Annotated in this window: 15 protein-coding genes; 4 read left to right on the top strand and 11 right to left on the bottom strand. The window is 74.1% G+C overall.

What is annotated here, in order from left to right; genetic code table 11:
- The first annotated feature begins 32 nt into the window (after positions 1 to 32).
- The 3 genes from AC07GB_RS08425 (at position 33) to AC07GB_RS08415 (ending at position 1,533) form a co-directional block, all read left to right on the top strand.
- Entirely contained in the window at positions 33 to 524 is a 492-nt protein-coding gene (locus tag AC07GB_RS08425) for an NUDIX domain-containing protein (RefSeq protein ID WP_478842863.1), read from the top strand.
- A 140-nt stretch (positions 525 to 664) separates the two neighbouring features.
- On the top strand, positions 665 to 1,216 hold the full coding sequence (locus AC07GB_RS08420; protein ID WP_478842861.1) for a PaaI family thioesterase: 552 nt from the start codon (positions 665 to 667) through the stop codon (positions 1,214 to 1,216).
- The gene (locus AC07GB_RS08415) at positions 1,213 to 1,533 is read left to right on the top strand and encodes a DUF4326 domain-containing protein (protein ID WP_478842859.1); all 321 of its coding nucleotides are present in this window, start codon (positions 1,213 to 1,215) and stop codon (positions 1,531 to 1,533) included. Before AC07GB_RS08420 ends, AC07GB_RS08415 begins: the two co-directional genes overlap by 4 nt.
- A gap of 18 nt (positions 1,534 to 1,551) precedes the next feature.
- Here AC07GB_RS08415 and AC07GB_RS08410 read toward each other — a convergent pair whose 3' ends face one another.
- From AC07GB_RS08410 to AC07GB_RS08385, 6 genes are all read right to left on the bottom strand, one after another.
- Positions 1,552 to 2,037 (bottom strand): methylated-DNA--[protein]-cysteine S-methyltransferase, encoded by a 486-nt coding sequence (locus tag AC07GB_RS08410; protein WP_478842857.1) that lies wholly within the window; start codon positions 2,035 to 2,037, stop codon positions 1,552 to 1,554.
- A 20-nt stretch (positions 2,038 to 2,057) separates the two neighbouring features.
- A complete protein-coding gene (locus AC07GB_RS08405; protein WP_478843286.1) occupies positions 2,058 to 3,611 on the bottom strand; it encodes an AlkA N-terminal domain-containing protein in 1,554 nt (517 codons plus the stop codon).
- Between the two features lie 139 nt (positions 3,612 to 3,750).
- Positions 3,751 to 4,281, bottom strand: a complete 531-nt coding sequence (locus tag AC07GB_RS08400; RefSeq protein ID WP_478842855.1) for an O-acetyl-ADP-ribose deacetylase — start codon at positions 4,279 to 4,281, stop codon at positions 3,751 to 3,753.
- Entirely contained in the window at positions 4,278 to 5,708 is a 1,431-nt protein-coding gene (locus AC07GB_RS08395) for a phytoene desaturase family protein (protein WP_478842853.1), read from the bottom strand. Before AC07GB_RS08395 ends, AC07GB_RS08400 begins: the two co-directional genes overlap by 4 nt.
- A 101-nt stretch (positions 5,709 to 5,809) precedes the next feature.
- Positions 5,810 to 6,664 (bottom strand): inositol monophosphatase family protein, encoded by an 855-nt coding sequence (locus AC07GB_RS08390; RefSeq protein ID WP_478842851.1) that lies wholly within the window; start codon positions 6,662 to 6,664, stop codon positions 5,810 to 5,812.
- Positions 6,665 to 6,827: 163 nt separating this feature from the next.
- Complete coding sequence (locus AC07GB_RS08385) at positions 6,828 to 8,651, bottom strand: gamma-glutamyltransferase family protein (RefSeq protein WP_478842849.1); 1,824 nt, start codon at positions 8,649 to 8,651, stop codon at positions 6,828 to 6,830.
- A 108-nt stretch (positions 8,652 to 8,759) separates the two neighbouring features.
- On the opposite strand from AC07GB_RS08385, the gene AC07GB_RS08380 reads away from it, so the two are divergent.
- Positions 8,760 to 9,824: a lipoate--protein ligase family protein gene (locus AC07GB_RS08380; protein ID WP_478842847.1), complete on the top strand. Its 1,065-nt coding sequence runs from the start codon at positions 8,760 to 8,762 to the stop codon at positions 9,822 to 9,824.
- Here AC07GB_RS08380 and AC07GB_RS08375 read toward each other — a convergent pair.
- The 5 genes from AC07GB_RS08375 to AC07GB_RS08355 all read right to left on the bottom strand — a co-directional run bounded on the left by AC07GB_RS08375 (position 9,790) and on the right by AC07GB_RS08355 (position 15,149).
- Positions 9,790 to 10,497, bottom strand: a complete 708-nt coding sequence (locus tag AC07GB_RS08375; protein WP_478842845.1) for a DUF4232 domain-containing protein — start codon at positions 10,495 to 10,497, stop codon at positions 9,790 to 9,792. The genes AC07GB_RS08380 and AC07GB_RS08375 overlap by 35 nt on opposite strands.
- 53 nt (positions 10,498 to 10,550) lie before the next feature.
- Positions 10,551 to 11,549 carry a TIGR03842 family LLM class F420-dependent oxidoreductase gene (locus AC07GB_RS08370; protein ID WP_478842843.1) on the bottom strand — a complete coding sequence of 333 codons (999 nt, stop codon included), beginning with the start codon at positions 11,547 to 11,549 and terminating at the stop codon, positions 10,551 to 10,553.
- Between the two features lie 10 nt (positions 11,550 to 11,559).
- Positions 11,560 to 12,963 carry a dihydropyrimidinase gene (gene hydA, locus AC07GB_RS08365; RefSeq protein WP_478842841.1) on the bottom strand — a complete coding sequence of 468 codons (1,404 nt, stop codon included), beginning with the start codon at positions 12,961 to 12,963 and terminating at the stop codon, positions 11,560 to 11,562.
- Positions 12,964 to 13,029: 66 nt separating this feature from the next.
- Positions 13,030 to 14,310 (bottom strand): aspartate aminotransferase family protein, encoded by a 1,281-nt coding sequence (locus AC07GB_RS08360; RefSeq protein WP_478842839.1) that lies wholly within the window; start codon positions 14,308 to 14,310, stop codon positions 13,030 to 13,032.
- On the bottom strand, positions 14,307 to 15,149 hold the full coding sequence (locus AC07GB_RS08355; RefSeq protein ID WP_478842837.1) for a nitrilase-related carbon-nitrogen hydrolase: 843 nt from the start codon (positions 15,147 to 15,149) through the stop codon (positions 14,307 to 14,309). Before AC07GB_RS08355 ends, AC07GB_RS08360 begins: the two co-directional genes overlap by 4 nt.
- Positions 15,150 to 15,151 lie beyond the last annotated feature (2 nt).

Below are 15,151 nucleotides of genomic sequence, written 5' to 3'. Positions count from 1 at the left end.
GCGCCCCGGGCGCGGGGCTACCCTTTCCCCCCGTGACGACTGACTACGCCGCGTACATCGCGGGCCTCCCCCGTGTCCTCGCCGGAGCCGCCGCCGTCATCCGGGACCCGGCGGGCCGCGTGCTCCTCGTCGAGCCGAACTACCGCGAGAAGTGGGCGCTCCCGGGCGGCGGCGTCGAGTCGGCCGACGGTGAGACACCACGGCAGGGCGCCCGTCGCGAGACCGCGGAGGAGGTCGGTCTGGACATCGATCCCGGCGGGCTGCTCGTGGTCGACTGGGTGCCGGGCACGGACGTGCGGCCGCCGCTGGTGGCGTTCCTGTACGACGGCGGCGTGCTGCCCGCCGAACGGTTCGCGGAGATCCGCACCCAGGAGGAGGAGCTGCTCTCCTGGCGCCTGGTGGCCCCCGAGGACCTGGAGTCGTACCTGTCGGAGCCGCTCGCGCGCCGGCTGCGGGTCGCGCTCGACGTGCTGGCCGCGGGCGGGGGCGCGGTGGAGCTGGAGGACGGTCTGCGCGTGGGCTGAGCCGTGCGTGGGGTGCTCGGCCCGTGTGCCGCGCGGGGCGTACGCTCTCGGCGCGCGGCGCTCGCCGATGCCAGCGAGAGTCATAGGAGAGCGGCGGGAGCCGGACGCACGCCGCGGGGGCGAAGGACGGAGCATCCTCGATGACAACGCAGCCAACGCAGCCAACGCAGTCGGCGCAGCCGGGCCCGCGCGTGCGCACGCACACCTGGCAGCCGCCCGTCGCCTGGGCCGACGCGGGGGACGTGAGCGGCCCTGACCTGCTGCGGAAGATCCTCGCCGGGGAGCTGCCGGAGCCGCCCATCGGCTCGACGCTCGGCTACCGCCTGGTGGAGTTCGGCGAGGGCACCGCGGTGTTCGAGAGCGACCCGGGTGAGCACCTCCTGAACCCCATGGGGACGGTGCACGGCGGCTTCCTGGCCACGCTCCTGGACTCCGCCCTGGGCTGCGCGGTCGCGACGCTTCTGCCCCCGGGCCGGGCCTACACCACGACGCAGCTCAGCGTGAACTTCGTACGCCCGGTGTTCGCGGACACCCCGCGCCTGCGCTGCGACGCGAGCGCCCTCCACGTCGGCAGGACCACGGCGACGGCCGAGGCCCGCGTCGTCGGCTCCGTGGACGGAAAGCTGTACGCCCACGCCACGACGACCTGCGCGGTCTTCGCGGCGCCGCGTCCGGAAGGGGCCGCTCCGTGAGCCGTACGACGGTCGTCAATCTCAAGGGCCACCGGGACGACCCGGACTACGCCGACGTCGTGTACGTGGGCCGGGCCATGCACCGCGGCGGCTGGCAGCTGGAGGGCTCCCCTCTCGCCAGCCCCTTCAGGCCCGGCAAGGACGGGACGCGGGAGGAGGTCGTGGCGATGTACCGCGACCATCTGCTGAGCCGCCCGGACCTGCTCGCGCTCCTGCCCGGGCTGCGGGGGCACCGGCTCGGGTGCTGGTGCGTGCCGGAGCCCTGCCACGCCGAGGTGATCGCGGAGCTGGCGGACTCGGGGGTCTGCGCGGACTGAGGCGCCGAAGGCCGCGCCTCAGAACAGGGCCGTCCCGCTCTCGAACTCCAGGAGCCGCCGCTTGCGGTCGAGGCCGCCGCCGTAGCCGGTCAGGCCGCCGCCCGCGCCGATGACGCGGTGGCACGGCACGATGACGCCGATGGGGTTCTTGCCGTTGGCGAGGCCGACGGCGCGGGACGCGGCGGGCTTGCCCAGGGCGTCGGCGAGCTGCCCGTACGTACGGGTCTGCCCGTAGGGGATGGTCAGGAGCTGCTGCCAGACGGACTGCTGGAACGGTGTGCCGTCCAGACGCAGCGGCAGGTCGAAGCGGGTCAGCTCGCCCGTGAAGTAGGCCGTGAGCTGCTCGGTCGCCGCGTCGAAGGCGTCGGGGTCGCGGTCGCCGAAGGTCTCGTCGGCGGGGCGGTGGCGCTGCTCGGTCATGTACAGGCCGCTGAGGGTGCTGTCGGTGGCGACGAGGGTGAGCGGCCCGTAGGGGCTGTCGATGACGGTGTGCGTACGGTGCATGGCGGTCGGTCCCGGGGTCTTCAGGGGGCGGGGTGGGCGGGGATGCGGTTGATGGCGTGGTCGTCGGTGGCCCACAGGTACTGGACGGCGTATGCCCGCCAGGGGCGCCAGGCCGCCGCGCGGGCGGTGAGCGCGGCGGGCGTGTGCGGCAGGCCGAGCGCCTGGGCCGCGCGCCGGATGCCGAGGTCGGACGGCAGGAAGGCGTCGGGGTCGCCGAGCGCGCGCATCGCGATGACCTCGGTGGTCCAGGGGCCGAAGCCCGGCAGCGCGGTGAGCTGGGCGCGGGCTCGCTCCCAGTCGTTCTCGACGCCGAGCTGGAGCGTGCCGTCGGCGAGGTGGCGTACGAGGGTCAGGAGGGTGGCGCGGCGGCTGCGGGGCAGGGCCAGGGACTCGGGGTCGAGCGCGGCGAGCGCCTCCGGGGCGGGGAAGAGGTGGGTGAGCCCGCCCTCGGGGTCCTCGACCGGTTCGCCGTGGGCGGTGACCAGGCGGGCGGCGTGGGTGCGGGCGGCGGCCGTGGAGACCTGCTGGCCGAGCACCGCGCGCACCGCGAACTCGGCCTCGTCCACGGTGCGCGGCACGCGGCGGCCCGGCGCCTTGTCGACGAGGGCCGCGAGCAGCGGGTCGGCGCGCAGCTGGCCGTCCACGGCGACGGGGTCGGCGTCCAGGTCGAGGAGCCTGCGGCAGCGGCTGATGGCGATGGTGAGGTCGCGCGGGTCGGTGAGGGTGAGGCGGCAGCCGATGTGGTCGGGGTGCGGGGTGAGCGCGGCGATGCCGTGCCCGTACGGCAGGCGCAGGGTGCGGCGGTAGGCCCACCCGTCTCCCGCCGCCGCCCTTGCGTCGTGGCGCTCCGCGCCGCCCCCGCTCATGTCGCGCCACTCCTCGACGCCGGGGACGGCGGTCGCGATCAGGTGGCCGAAGAGGTTGTCGGGGTTGAGGGGTGCCCGGAACGGCAGTCGCAGCGCGATCGTGCCGTTGGCGACGGGCGCCCGTCCGCCGTGGCCGGGGCCCCGGCGGGCGGCGCGGGCCCGCAGCTCGCCCGGGGCGAGCGCGAACACCTCGCGGACGGTGTCGTTGAAGGTGCGGATGGAGGCGAAGCCCGCGGCGAAGGCGATCTGCGCCATGGGCAGCGTGGTCGTCTCGATGAGGAGCCGCGCGGTCTGGGCGCGCTGGGCGCGGGCGAGCGCGAGGGGTCCCGCGCCGAGTTCGGCGAGGAGCTGGCGCTCGACCTGGCGGGTGCTGTAGCCGAGGCGGGCGGCGAGGCCGGGCACGCCGTCGCGGTCGACGACGCCGTCGCCGATGAGGCGCATGGCGCGGGCGACGAGGTCGGCGCGCTGGTTCCACTCGGGCGAGCCCGGGCTGCTGTCGGGGCGGCATCGCTTGCAGGCGCGGAATCCGGCCTGCTGGCAGGCGGCGGCGCTCGGGTAGAACGTCATGTTCTCGGGCTTGGGCGGTACGACGGGGCAGCTGGGCCGGCAGTAGATCCGGGTGGTCCGCACGGCGGTGAAGAACCATCCGTCGAACCGGTCGTCCTTGGACTGCACGGCCCGTACGCAGCGGTCGAAGTCCCCGTGCATCCCGGCGGGCGCGGCCGTTGCCGGCGCCGGGCGGGTCCCGGCGCTCACGGGCGTGTCGGGGGTCGCGGAGGTGGGCGTCACGGTCGGCATGGCTCAAGGATCGGCGATCGCCCTCCCCTGGGCTGGCGGAAATCCGACATCAACCTTCGTCGGCCAGCGCTTCCTCGAAGGCCCGGTACGCGGCTTGGTCGTAGAGGACGAACCGCACCTCGCTCACCCCCGGAGCGGCCGTCAGGGCGTCCCGTACGGCGCGGACCGCGATCCGGGCCGCGTCCGCCATCGGCCAGCGGTACACGCCCGTGGAGATCGCCGGGAAGGCGACCGTGCGGGCGCCGAGTCCTGCGGCGACGCGCAGGGACTCGCGGTAGCAGGAGGCGAGGAGCGCGGAGCGGTCCTCGGTCGCCGACCAGACGGGTCCGACGGTGTGGATGACGTGCGCGGCGGCCAGCTCGCCCGCCGTCGTGGCGACGGCCTGGCCGGTCGGCAGGCCCTTGCCGAGGTGGGCGGCGCGCAGGCGGCGACAGTCGGCGAGGATCTCGGGGCCGCCGCGGCGGTGGATGGCGCCGTCGACGCCGCCTCCGCCGAGCAGCGAGGAGTTCGCCGCGTTCACGACGGCGTCGGCGTGCTGCTCGGTGATGTCGCCCTGGACGAGCGTGACGCGGGCGGTCATCGGGGCGCGCCCTGCTCTCTGAGGCGCTTCCAGACGGCTTTCGCGGCGTTGTGCCCGGACATGCCGTGCACGCCGGGTCCCGGCGGGGTCGCGGAGGAGCAGAGGAACACGGCGGGGTGCCGGGTGCGGTAGGGGAACGCGGTGAGCCGGGGCCGCAGCAGCAGTTGCAGGCCGCTGGCGGCGCCGCAGGCGATGTCGCCGCCCACGTAGTTGGCGTTGCGCGTGGCGAGTTGGGGCGGGCCCGCGGTGGCGCGGGCCAGGACGCGGTCGCGGAAGCCGGGCGCGAAGCGCTCCAGCTGCCGCTCGACGGCGTGCGTCAGGTCGCCCCGCCAGCCGTTCGGCACGTGGCCGTACGCCCAGAAGACCTGCTTGCCGTCGGGGGCGCGGGTGGGGTCGGCGACGCCGGGCTGGACGGTGATGAGGAACGGAGTGTCCGGGGCGCGGCCCTCGCGCGATGCGGCCCGCAGCGCGGTGCCGACCTCCTGGCTGGTGGCCCCGATCTGCACGGTGCCCGCGCGGCGGGGGGCCTCGGCGGTCCAGGGCACGGGGCCGTCGAGGGCGTAGTCGACCTTGAAGACACCGGCGCCGTACCGGTAGCCGTCGTAGTAGCGGCCGAGGCCGGCGATGCGGGCGAGCGCGGTGGGTGAGGTGTCGAAGACGTAGGCGCGCGCGGGCGGCAGGTCGTCCAGGCGCTTGACCTCGTAGTGGGTGTGGACGGCGCCGCCGAGGTCCTTCAGGTACGCGGTGAGCGCGTCGGAGATGGCCTGGGAGCCGCCGCGGGCGACGGGCCAGCCGCGCGCGTGGGCGGCGAGGGCGAAGACCATGCCGACGGCGGTGGTCGCGAAGCCGCCGAGGGGCGCGATGACGTGGGCGACGAGCCCGGCGAACAGCGTGCGCGCCCGGTCGTCCCGGAACCGCCGCAGCAGCCACGTCGACGGCGGGAGGCCCTGGAGTCCGAAGCGGGCGAGCAGCACCGGGTCGCGCGGCAGGGCGGTCAGGGGCAGGGACATGAAGTCCCGCACCAGGGTGTCCCAGTGCGGCAGGAAGGGGGCGATCAGGCGCCGGTACGTGCCCGCGTCGCGGGGGCCGAAGGAGGCGGCCGTCTCGGAGACGGAGCGCGCGAGCACGGCGGCGCTGCCGTCGGGGAAGGGGTGGGCCATGGGCAGCGGGGCGTGCAGCCACCGCAGGCCGTACCGCTCCAGGGGCAGGGCGCGGAACGCCGGGGAGTTGATGCCCAGGGGGTGCGCGGCCGAGCAGGGGTCGTGCCGGAAGCCCGGCAGCGTCAGCTCCTCGGTGCGGGCGCCGCCGCCGACGGTGCCCTCGGCCTCGAAGACGGCGACCGAGAGGCCGCGGCGGGCCAGCTCGACGGCGGCGGTCAGACCGTTCGGACCCGCTCCCACGACGACGGCATCGAGCATCGACGGCACCTTCGGACTCCTTCGTCAGCCGGTGGCCAGTGCCGCACAGGATATGCCGGAGCCCCGGCGGGGCCCCTGCCGCGGGCGTCGGCGGCAGGGGGCCGGTGCGGTCAGGCCCCGGCCACCAGCGCGTCGGCGACCCGGCGGGCCGTGGCCTCGTCCCGGGCGGCCGTGAACGGCAGGGCGTTGCCCCCGGTGATGGCGAAGGGCACGCCCTCGCGTGTGAGGTGGGCGCCGCCCGCCTCCTCGACCAGGAGCAGGCCCGCCGCGTGGTCCCAGGCCAGCTCCCAGCCGAACGCGACGGCGTCCAGCTCGCCGCGTGCCACCGCGAGGTACTCCAGGCCCGCGGAGCCGCACGGGCGGGCCGCGAAGCCGCCGGAGTACAGGCCGAGCAGGGCGCGCTTCTCGTCGTCTGTGGTGAAGTCCGGGTGGGAGGTGGCGACGGTGAGGGGGCGGCCGGGCTCGGGGGCTCCGGCGCGCAGCCGCGTGCCGTTCAGCGTGGCGCCCCTGCCGCGGACGGCCACCGCGAACGCGTCGAGCGCGGGGGCGTACGTCCAGGAGGCGAGGACCACGCCGTCCAGGGCGAGCGCGACCAGCGTGCAGAAGCCGGCGTCCCCGCGCACGAACTGGCGTGTCCCGTCGACGGGATCGACGATCCACACCGGGGCGCTCTCGGCTATCGCGTCGTACGTCGCCGGGTGGGTGTGCACCGCTTCCTCGCCGACGACGACCGAGCCGGGCAGGAGCGCGGTCAGCTCACGGGTGAGGTACTCCTCCGCGCGGCGGTCGGCGACGGTCACCAGGTCGTGCGGGCCGCTCTTCTGGACGACGTCGTCCTCGGCGAGCTGCCGGAACCGCGGGGTGATCTCCGCCGCGGCGGCCTCGCGGATCACGCGCTCCACGTCGGCGGCCTGGCGGGCGAGAAAGTCGTCGATGCTTTCCTTGATTTCCTGCGTTTCGATCATGCCTCCATGAGAGCACGTGCCACTGACATCCCGTGCGGAGGGGGTGAACAAAGGGTGGAATCGGGATGAAATCCCCCACGACCGACTCAGCGTCCCCACGGCCGACGGGGCGTCCCCACGGCCGACGGGGCGCCCCCACGGCCGACGGGGCGCCCCCGCGTACTTATCGCCCTACCGCGTACCCCTGCATCCCGCGGGGATTCGCGGCGGCCGAGAGCACCCCGGTGCGCGGGTCCCGTGCCACCGCGCACAGCCGTCCCTCCGACCACGGCTCCCCCACGGTCACGTCGTGCCCCCGCGCGCGCAGTTCCGCGATGACGGCCGGGTCCGTGCCGGACTCCACGGTGACGCTGCCGGGCCGCATCCCGCGCGGGTAGAACGAGCCGGGGAAGGAGTCGTTGTGCCAGTTCGGGGCGTCGATGGCGCCCTGGAGGTCGAGCCCGCCGCGCACGGCCCCGCGGAGCACGACGGCCAGGAAGAAGTGCACCTGCCACTGGTCCTGCTGGTCGCCGCCGGGCGTGCCGAAGGCCAGCACCGGCACGCCGTCCCTGAGCGCCAGGGTCGGCGTCAGGGTGGTGCGGGGACGGCGGCCCGGGGTGAGCGAGTTGGGCAGGCCCTCCTCCAGCCAGGCCATCTGGAGCCGCGTGCCGAGCGGGAAGCCGAGTTCGGGCACGACGGGGTTGGCCTGGAGCCAGCCGCCGGACGGCGTGGCCGCGACCATGTTGCCCCAGCGGTCGACGACGTCCAGGTGGCAGGTGTCGCCCCGGGTCGCGCCGTCCCGGGCGACGGTCGGCTCCCCGGCGCCCGCCGCGGCCCCGGTGCCCGCCAGGATGCCCTGCGGGTCGTACGCGGACGCGCCGGAAGCGACCTCCCGCGCGCGGGAGGACAGTCTCACCTCGCGCCCGCCGGGCCGCCCGGGCCGCAGCTCGTGGGACGCCCCGTCCCCGATCAGGGCCCGCCGCTCGGCGTTGTAGGCGGCGGAGAGCAGCTCGTCGAGAGGGACATCGGCGGCGTCGCCGTACCAGGCCTCGCGGTCCGCCATGGCGAGCTTGCAGCCCTCGACGAGCAGGTGCACGTAGTCGGCCGAGCCGTACGCGGGCAGCTCGTCGGGCAGCAGGGCGAGCTGCTGGAGGAAGGCCGGGCCCTGGCTCCAGGGCCCGGCCTTGCACAGCGTCCAGCCCCGCCAGTCGTACGTCACGGGATCCTCGTACGTCGCCGACCAGCCGGCGAGGTCGGCGGCCGTGAGGGTGCCCGGGTGCCGCTTGCCGCTGGTGTCCAGGGTGGGGCGTGCGGCCTGGCGCACCAGGGCCTCGGCGACGAAGCCGGAGCGCCACACCTCGCGGGCGGCCTCGATCTGCGCGACGCGGTCGGTGCCGCCCGCCGCCTCGGCCTCGGCGACGATGCGCCGCCAGGTGGCGGCGAGGCGGGGGTTGCGGAACAGCTCGCCCGGGGTGGGGGCGGCGCCGCCCGGGAGGTAGACCTCCGCCGACGACCTCCACTCCGTCTCGAACAGGCCCCGTACGGCCTCGACGGTCCGGCCGACGCCTTCCACGGGCGGGTGCCCGTCCTCCGCGTACGCGACGGCGTGGGCGAGGACCTCGGCGAGGCGCTTGGTGCCGTGGTCGCGCAGCAGCAGCATCCACGCGTCGAAGGCGCCGGGCACGGCCGCGGCGAGCGGCCCGGTGCCGGGCACCAGGTCGAGGCCCAGCTCGTCCCGGTAGTGCGCGACGGTCGCCCCGGCGGGCGCGACGCCCTGCCCGCACAGCACCCGCACGGGCCCGCCCGCGGGCGCGATGATGATCGGCGCCTCCCCCGCGGGCCCGTTCAGATGCGGCTCGACGACATGCAGCACGAACCCCGCGGCGACGGCGGCGTCATAGGCGTTCCCCCCGTCCTCGAGAACGGCCATCGCGGACTGCGAGGCGAGCCAGTGCGTGGAGGAGACCATGCCGAAGGTGCCCTGGAGGGTGGGCCGCGACGTGAACATGCCCGGCAGGCTAGCCGCTGGACGGCCTCTCGCCACAGGGGTCCTGAGTTAGCGTAGAGGGACTTTCCGGGCGGGTCCCGGACAGCGGTGGACAACAGGAGGATCGCGGTGCACGGCGAGTACAAGGTCCCTGGCGGCAAGCTCGTCGTAGTGGACCTGGACGTGGAGGACGGCCGGCTGCGCGACGTGCGCGTGGCCGGTGACTTCTTCCTCGAACCGGACGAGGCGATCCTCGCCATCGACGCCGCGCTGGCCGGGGCCCCGGCCAGCGCGGACGCCGCGGGGCTCGCCGCGCGGGTCGAGGCGGCGCTGCCCGCGGGGACCGTCATGTACGGCCTGACCGCGGAGGGCGTCGCGATCGCCGTGCGGCGGGCCCTTGCGCACGCCACGGACTGGACGGACTACGACTGGCAGCTCGTCCACGAGGGCCCGCAGCCGCCCGCGCTGCACATGGCCCTCGACCAGGTCATCACGGAGGAGGTCGCCGCGGGGCGCCGGCCGCCGACGCTGCGCGTGTGGGAGTGGGGCGCCCCTTCGGTGATCATCGGCAGCTTCCAGTCGCTGCGCAACGAGGTGGATCCCGAGGGCGCGGCCCGGCACGGCATCGAGGTGGTGCGGCGGATCTCCGGCGGTGGCGCGATGTTCGTGGAGCCGGGCAACACCATCACGTACTCGCTGTCCGTGCCGGACGCTCTCGTGCAGGGCCTGTCCTTCCAGGACAGCTACGCCTACCTCGACGACTGGGTGCTCGGCGCGCTCGGCGACATGGGCGTCAAGGCCTGGTACCAGCCGCTGAACGACATCGCCACGGACGCCGGGAAGATCGCGGGCGCGGCGCAGAAGCGGATGGTCGGCCCCGAAGGCGGGCCGGGCGCGGTCCTGCACCACGTGACCATGGCCTACGACATCGACGCCGACAAGATGCTCGAAGTGCTGCGCATCGGCCGCGAGAAGCTCTCCGACAAGGGCACGAAGAGCGCCAAGAAGCGCGTGGACCCGCTGCGCCGCCAGACCGGGCTGCCCCGCGAGGCCGTCATCGACCGCATGGTCGACTCCTTCCGCGGCCGGTACGGCCTGGCGGCGGGCAAGGTCTCCGACGGGGAGCTGGCCCGCGCCCAGGAGTTGGCGCGTACGAAGTTCAGTGCGCCGGAGTGGACGGCGCGGGTGCCGTAGGGCGCCCCGCGCCGGACTCGGCCGCCGGTGCCGTGCGCCAGGCCGTCGTGCCGATGCGCCCCGTGCTGCCGAGGTCGATCCCGCCGTCCGGGGCGACGGTCCGCGCAGGCCTGCCGGGGGCGGGCAGCACCTGGAGGCGGGTGCCGTTGACGGGGTCCTCGGTGGTGTCGGCGTAGGTGTTGCGCCACACCACCCCGGCCGTCGCCGACTCGCCGTGCCGCAGCGTCACGGGATGCGGCCCGGGGTCCTCCACGGCGGTGGTGACGGCCTGCGCGCCCCGCAGGCTGTGGACGTCGAAGGCGGTGCCGTCGTCGGCGAGGACCTGAAGCGTCGGGTAGCCGTCGAGGCGGTAGGTGCCGGTGCCGCAGTGGGTGAGCCACAGCGTCATGGCCCGCAGGCCCATCGCGCTGTCGACGGGGCCCGGTTCGAGCAGGGTGCCGGTCTTGCCGGTGCAGTCGCGCGAGGGCTGCGCGGGCCGCTCCGCGAGTTCCGCCCCGTGGCGCCGGGCGTCGGGGTCGGGCGAGTCGGCGACAACCGGCTGCGAGGGCACGCCTGCCCCGGGGCCACCGCCCTGCCCGTGGGTGCCGCGTCCGTCCTGCCCGCAGCCGGAGACGAGCAGGGCGACGGCCACGGCACCGAGCGTGGCGGCGCGCCCCGGGGATATGCGGCTCATGCCGGGATCATGCCACGCCCGGCACCGCGCGCGGCGGGGCGGGGCGGGCGGGATCAGGTCAGGGCCGGGATGACCTCCGCGCCGTAGGCGTCGATGACCTCCTCGCGGGCGTCGTGCATGGCGTACAGGGCGAACTGGTCGACGCCGAGGTCCTTGAGGGCGAGCAGCTTCTCGATGTGCGCGGCGGCGGGTCCGACCAGGCAGAAGCGGTCGACGATCTCGTCCGGCACGAACGTGGTGTCGGGGTTGCCCGCCCGGCCGTGGTGGCTGTAGTCGTAGCCCTCGCGCTCCTTGATGTACGCGGTGAGCGCCTCGGGGACCATCGAGGAGTGCTCGCCGTACTTGGCGACGAGGTCGGCGACGTGGTTGCCGACCATGCCGCCGAACCAGCGGCACTGCTCGCGCGCGTGCGCCAGGTCGGCGCTGACGTACGCGGGCGCGGCCACGCAGATCTTGACGGCGGAGGGGTCGCGTCCCGCGGCCGCGGCGGCGTCCCGTACGGCCTTGATCATCCACTCGGTCAGATAGGGGTCGGCGAGCTGGAGGATGAACCCGTCGGCCTTCTGCCCGGTGAGCGCGAGGGCCTTCGGGCCGTACGCGGCCATCCACACCGGGAGCCTGCCGTTCTTGATCCACGGGATGCGCAGGGTCTGTCCGCCGACGTCGGCCTCGCGGCCCTCGGCGAGGTCGCGGATCACGTCGATCGCCTCGCCGAGCCGGGCGAGGGTGTGGGGCGTGCGGCCGGCGACGCGCATCGCGGAGTCGCCGCGGCCGATGCCGCACACGGTGCGGTTGCCGAACATGTCGTTGAGCGTCGCGAAGGTGGAGGCGGTGACCTCCGGGGTGCGGGTGCCCGGGTTGGTGACCATCGGGCCGACGGTCAGCTCCTGGGTGTGCTCCAGGATCTGGCTGTAGATCACGAAGGGTTCCTGCCACAGGACGGCCGAGTCGAAGGTCCAGCCGTAGCGGAAGCCGTTCTGTTCGGCGCGCCGCATCAGGCCGACGACCTCGGCCGCGGGCGGGTCGGTCTGCAGGACGAGTCCGAAGTCCACGGGGTGCCTCCTAGTTCAGGTACTGGCAGGTCGCGCGGGGCGTGTAGACGCCGTGTCCGGCGCGCCCTGTGAACGTGCGCTGGTCGATGACCGTTTCGCCGCGCGAGAGGACGGTTTCGACGCGGCCGGTGATCCGCTTTCCCTCGTACGCCGAGTAGTCGACGTTCATGTGGTGGGTCTCGGCGGAGAGCACCTGCGTCGCGGCCGGGTCGTAGACGACGACGTCGGCGTCCGCGCCGGGCGCGATGGTGCCCTTCTTCGGGTAGAGGCCGAACATGCGCGCGGGCGCGGCGCAGGCGATCTCGATCCAGCGGCGGCGGCTGATGTGTCCGTCGACGACGGCTTGGTGGAGCAGGTCCATGCGGTTCTCGACGCCGGGAAGGCCGTTGGGGATCTTCGAGAAGTCGCCGCGGCCCAGTTCCTTCTGGCCGGTGAAGCAGAACGGGCAGTGGTCGGTGGACACCACCTGGAGGTCGTCGGTGCGCAGGCCGCGCCAGAGCGCGGCCTGGTGCTCGCGGGGCCGCAGCGGCGTCGAGCACACGTACTTGGCGCCTTCGAAACCGGGCTCGGCGAGGTTGTCGGTGGACAGGAACAGGTACTGCGGGCAGGTCTCGCCGAAGACGGGCAGGCCCTTGTCGCGGGCGGCCGTGAGTTCGGCGACGGCTTCCTCGGCGGAGACGTGCACGACGTACAGGGGGGCGCCGGCGACCCGGGCGAGCTGGATCGCGCGGTGCGTGGCCTCGGCCTCCAGGAGGGCCTTCCTGACCTCGCCGTGGTAGCGCGGGTCGGTCTCGCCGCGCTGGAGGGCCTGCTCGACGAGGACGTCGATGGCGAGGCCGTTCTCGGCGTGCATCATGATCAGGCCGCCGTCGGCCGCCGCGCGCTGCATGGCCCGCAGGATCTGTCCGTCGTCGCTGTAGAAGACGCCGGGGTAGGCCATGAACAGCTTGAAGGAGGTGATGCCCTCCTCCACGAGCAGGTCCATCTCCTTCAGGGTCCGCTCGTTGACGTCGGAGAGGATCATGTGGAAGGCGTAGTCGATCGCGCACTTGCCGTCGGCCTTCGCGTACCAGGCGTCCAGGCCCGAGCGCAGGGACCGGCCCGTGGTCTGCACGGCGAAGTCCACGATGGTGGTGGTGCCGCCCCAGGCCGCGGCGCGGGTGCCGGTCTCGAAGGAGTCCGAGGCGAAGGTGCCGCCGAAGGGGAGTTCCATGTGCGTGTGGGCGTCCACACCGCCCGGGATGACGTACTTTTCGCTCGCGTCGATGACGCGGTCCGCGGTCCAGGCCGCGGCGGCCTCGGTGCCGCGGGCGGCGAGCGCGGCGATCCGGCCGTCCTCGATCAGCACGTCGGCGTGGACTTCCTCGGCGGCGGTGACGACGAGTCCGCCGCGGATCAGGGTGCGGGTACTCATGGTGATGCGCTCCCTTTCGTACGGGATGACGGGCGCCGTGGTGCGCGGCGGCGGGCGGCGCGCGGACTAGGCCTCTTCGAGGGCCCGTTCGAGGATCGCCGCGCCTTCTTCCGCCTCGGCGACCGTGAGGGTCAGCGGGGGCGCGATCCGCAGCACGCTGGTGCTGTGGCCGCCGCCCTTGCCGATGAGGAGGCCGCCCTCGCGGGCCGCTTCGAGGACGGCGGCGGCCGCTTCGGGGTGGGCCTCGTCGGTGCCCGGCTTGACCAGCTCGATGCCGATCATCAGGCCGCGGCCGCGCACCTCGCGGACGGCGGGCAGATGGGCGCAGATCGCCCGCAGGCGCTCGATGAGCAGCCCGCCGACCCGGCGCGCGTTGCCCTGGAGGTCGTGTTCGAGCAGGTAGGTGAGGTTGGCGAGGCCCGCGGCCATCGTCACCGGTGAGCCGCCGAAGGTGGAGATGGACTGGGCGTCCAGGCAGTTCATGATCTCGGCGCGGCCGACGACGCCGCCGATCGACATGCCGTTGCCGATGCCCTTGGCGAAGGTGAGCAGGTCCGGCGGACCCGAGCGGGCGTGTGCCTGCCAGCCCCAGAAGTGGTCACCGGTGCGGCCCCAGCCGGTCTGCACCTCGTCGGCGATCCACAGGGCGCCGTGCTCCCTCAGCACCTCGCGGAAGGCCGCGTACAGGCCGTCGGGCGGCGAGGTGAAGCCGCCGACGCCCTGGACCGGCTCGGCGATCAGGGCGGCGACGCCGCGGGTCTGGCCGAGCATGTCCTTGAGGTCCGCCACGCACGCCTCAATGAACTCGGCGTCGCTCAGGGCCGCGTAGGGGCCGCGGGTGCGGACGCCGCCGTGGACGTAGAGCGTCTGGAGCGGGGACAGGCTGGTCGGCGACCAGGAGCGGTTGCCGGTGACGCCGACGGCCGAGAAGGAGCGGCCGTGGTAGCTGTTGCGCATCGCCAGGATCTGGTGGGAGCCGCGGTGGGCGGTGGCGAGCAGCAGCGCCGTGTCGTTGGCCTCCGTGCCGGAGGTCGTGAAGAACACGCGCGCGTCCGGGATGCCGGACAGCGCGGCGACGCGCTCGGCCAGCTCCACCATCGGGCGGTTCAGATACAGCGTGGAGCTGTGGAGGATGCGGCCCGCCTGCTCGGCGACGGCCTTGGTGACCTCGGGCAGCGCGTGCGCGGTCATGGTGGTCAGGATGCCGCCGAAGAAGTCCAGGTAGCGCCGCCCCTGGGCGTCCTGGACGTGGCGGCCCTCGCCGTGGGTCAGCTCGATCGGCTCGTCGTAGTAGAGCGCGAGCCAGTCCGGCAGGACGGCCCTGTGCCGGGTGTGCAGGTCCTTCACGGCTTGACCAGCCCTTCGTACGCGTCCGGGCGGCGGTCCCGGTAGAACGCCCACTGCTCGCGCACCTCGTCGATGAGGCCGAAGTCCAGGTCGCGCACGACGAGTTCCTCGGCCTTGTCGCTCGCCTTCTCGCCGACGAACTGCCCGCGCGGGTCCACGAAGTAACTCGTGCCGTAGAAGTCGTTGTCGCCGTACTCCTCCTGGCCGACGCGGTTGATCGCGGCGACGAAGTACTCGTTGGCGACCGCGGCGGCGGGCTGCTCCAGCTGCCACAGGTGGGCGGACAGGCCGCGCGAGGTGGCCGAGGGGTTGTAGACGAGCTGGGCGCCGTTCAGGCCGAACTGCCGCCAGCCCTCGGGGAAGTGCCGGTCGTAGCAGATGTAGACGCCGACGCAGCCGACGGCGGTGTCGAAGACGGGCCAGCCGAGGTTCCCGGGACGGAAGTAGAACTTCTCCCAGAAGCCCTTGACTTGGGGGATGTGGTGCTTGCGGTACTTGCCGAGGTAGCTGCCATCGGCGTCGATCACGGCGGCGGTGTTGTAGTAGAAGCCGGACTGCTCGACCTCGAAGACAGGCACGACGATCACCATGCCGGTCTCGCGGGCCAGGTCCCGCATCCGGCGCGTGGTCGGCCCGTCCGGCACCGGCTCCGCCCAGCGGTAGTGCTCGCTCTCCTGGACCTGGCAGAAGTAGGGGGCGTTGAAGACCTCTTGGAAGCCGATCACCTTGGCGCCCTGCCGGGCGGCCTCGCGGGCGTGCTCCTCGTGCTTGGCGATCATGGATTCGGTGTCGCCGGTCCAGGTCGCCTGGACGAGCGCGGCGCGTACGACGTTGACCATGA

Source organism: Streptomyces sp. NPDC045778 (genome assembly GCF_056431945.1).
Note: the sequence above shows the minus strand (reverse complement) of the source record. Positions and strands in the feature narration are given on the sequence as shown.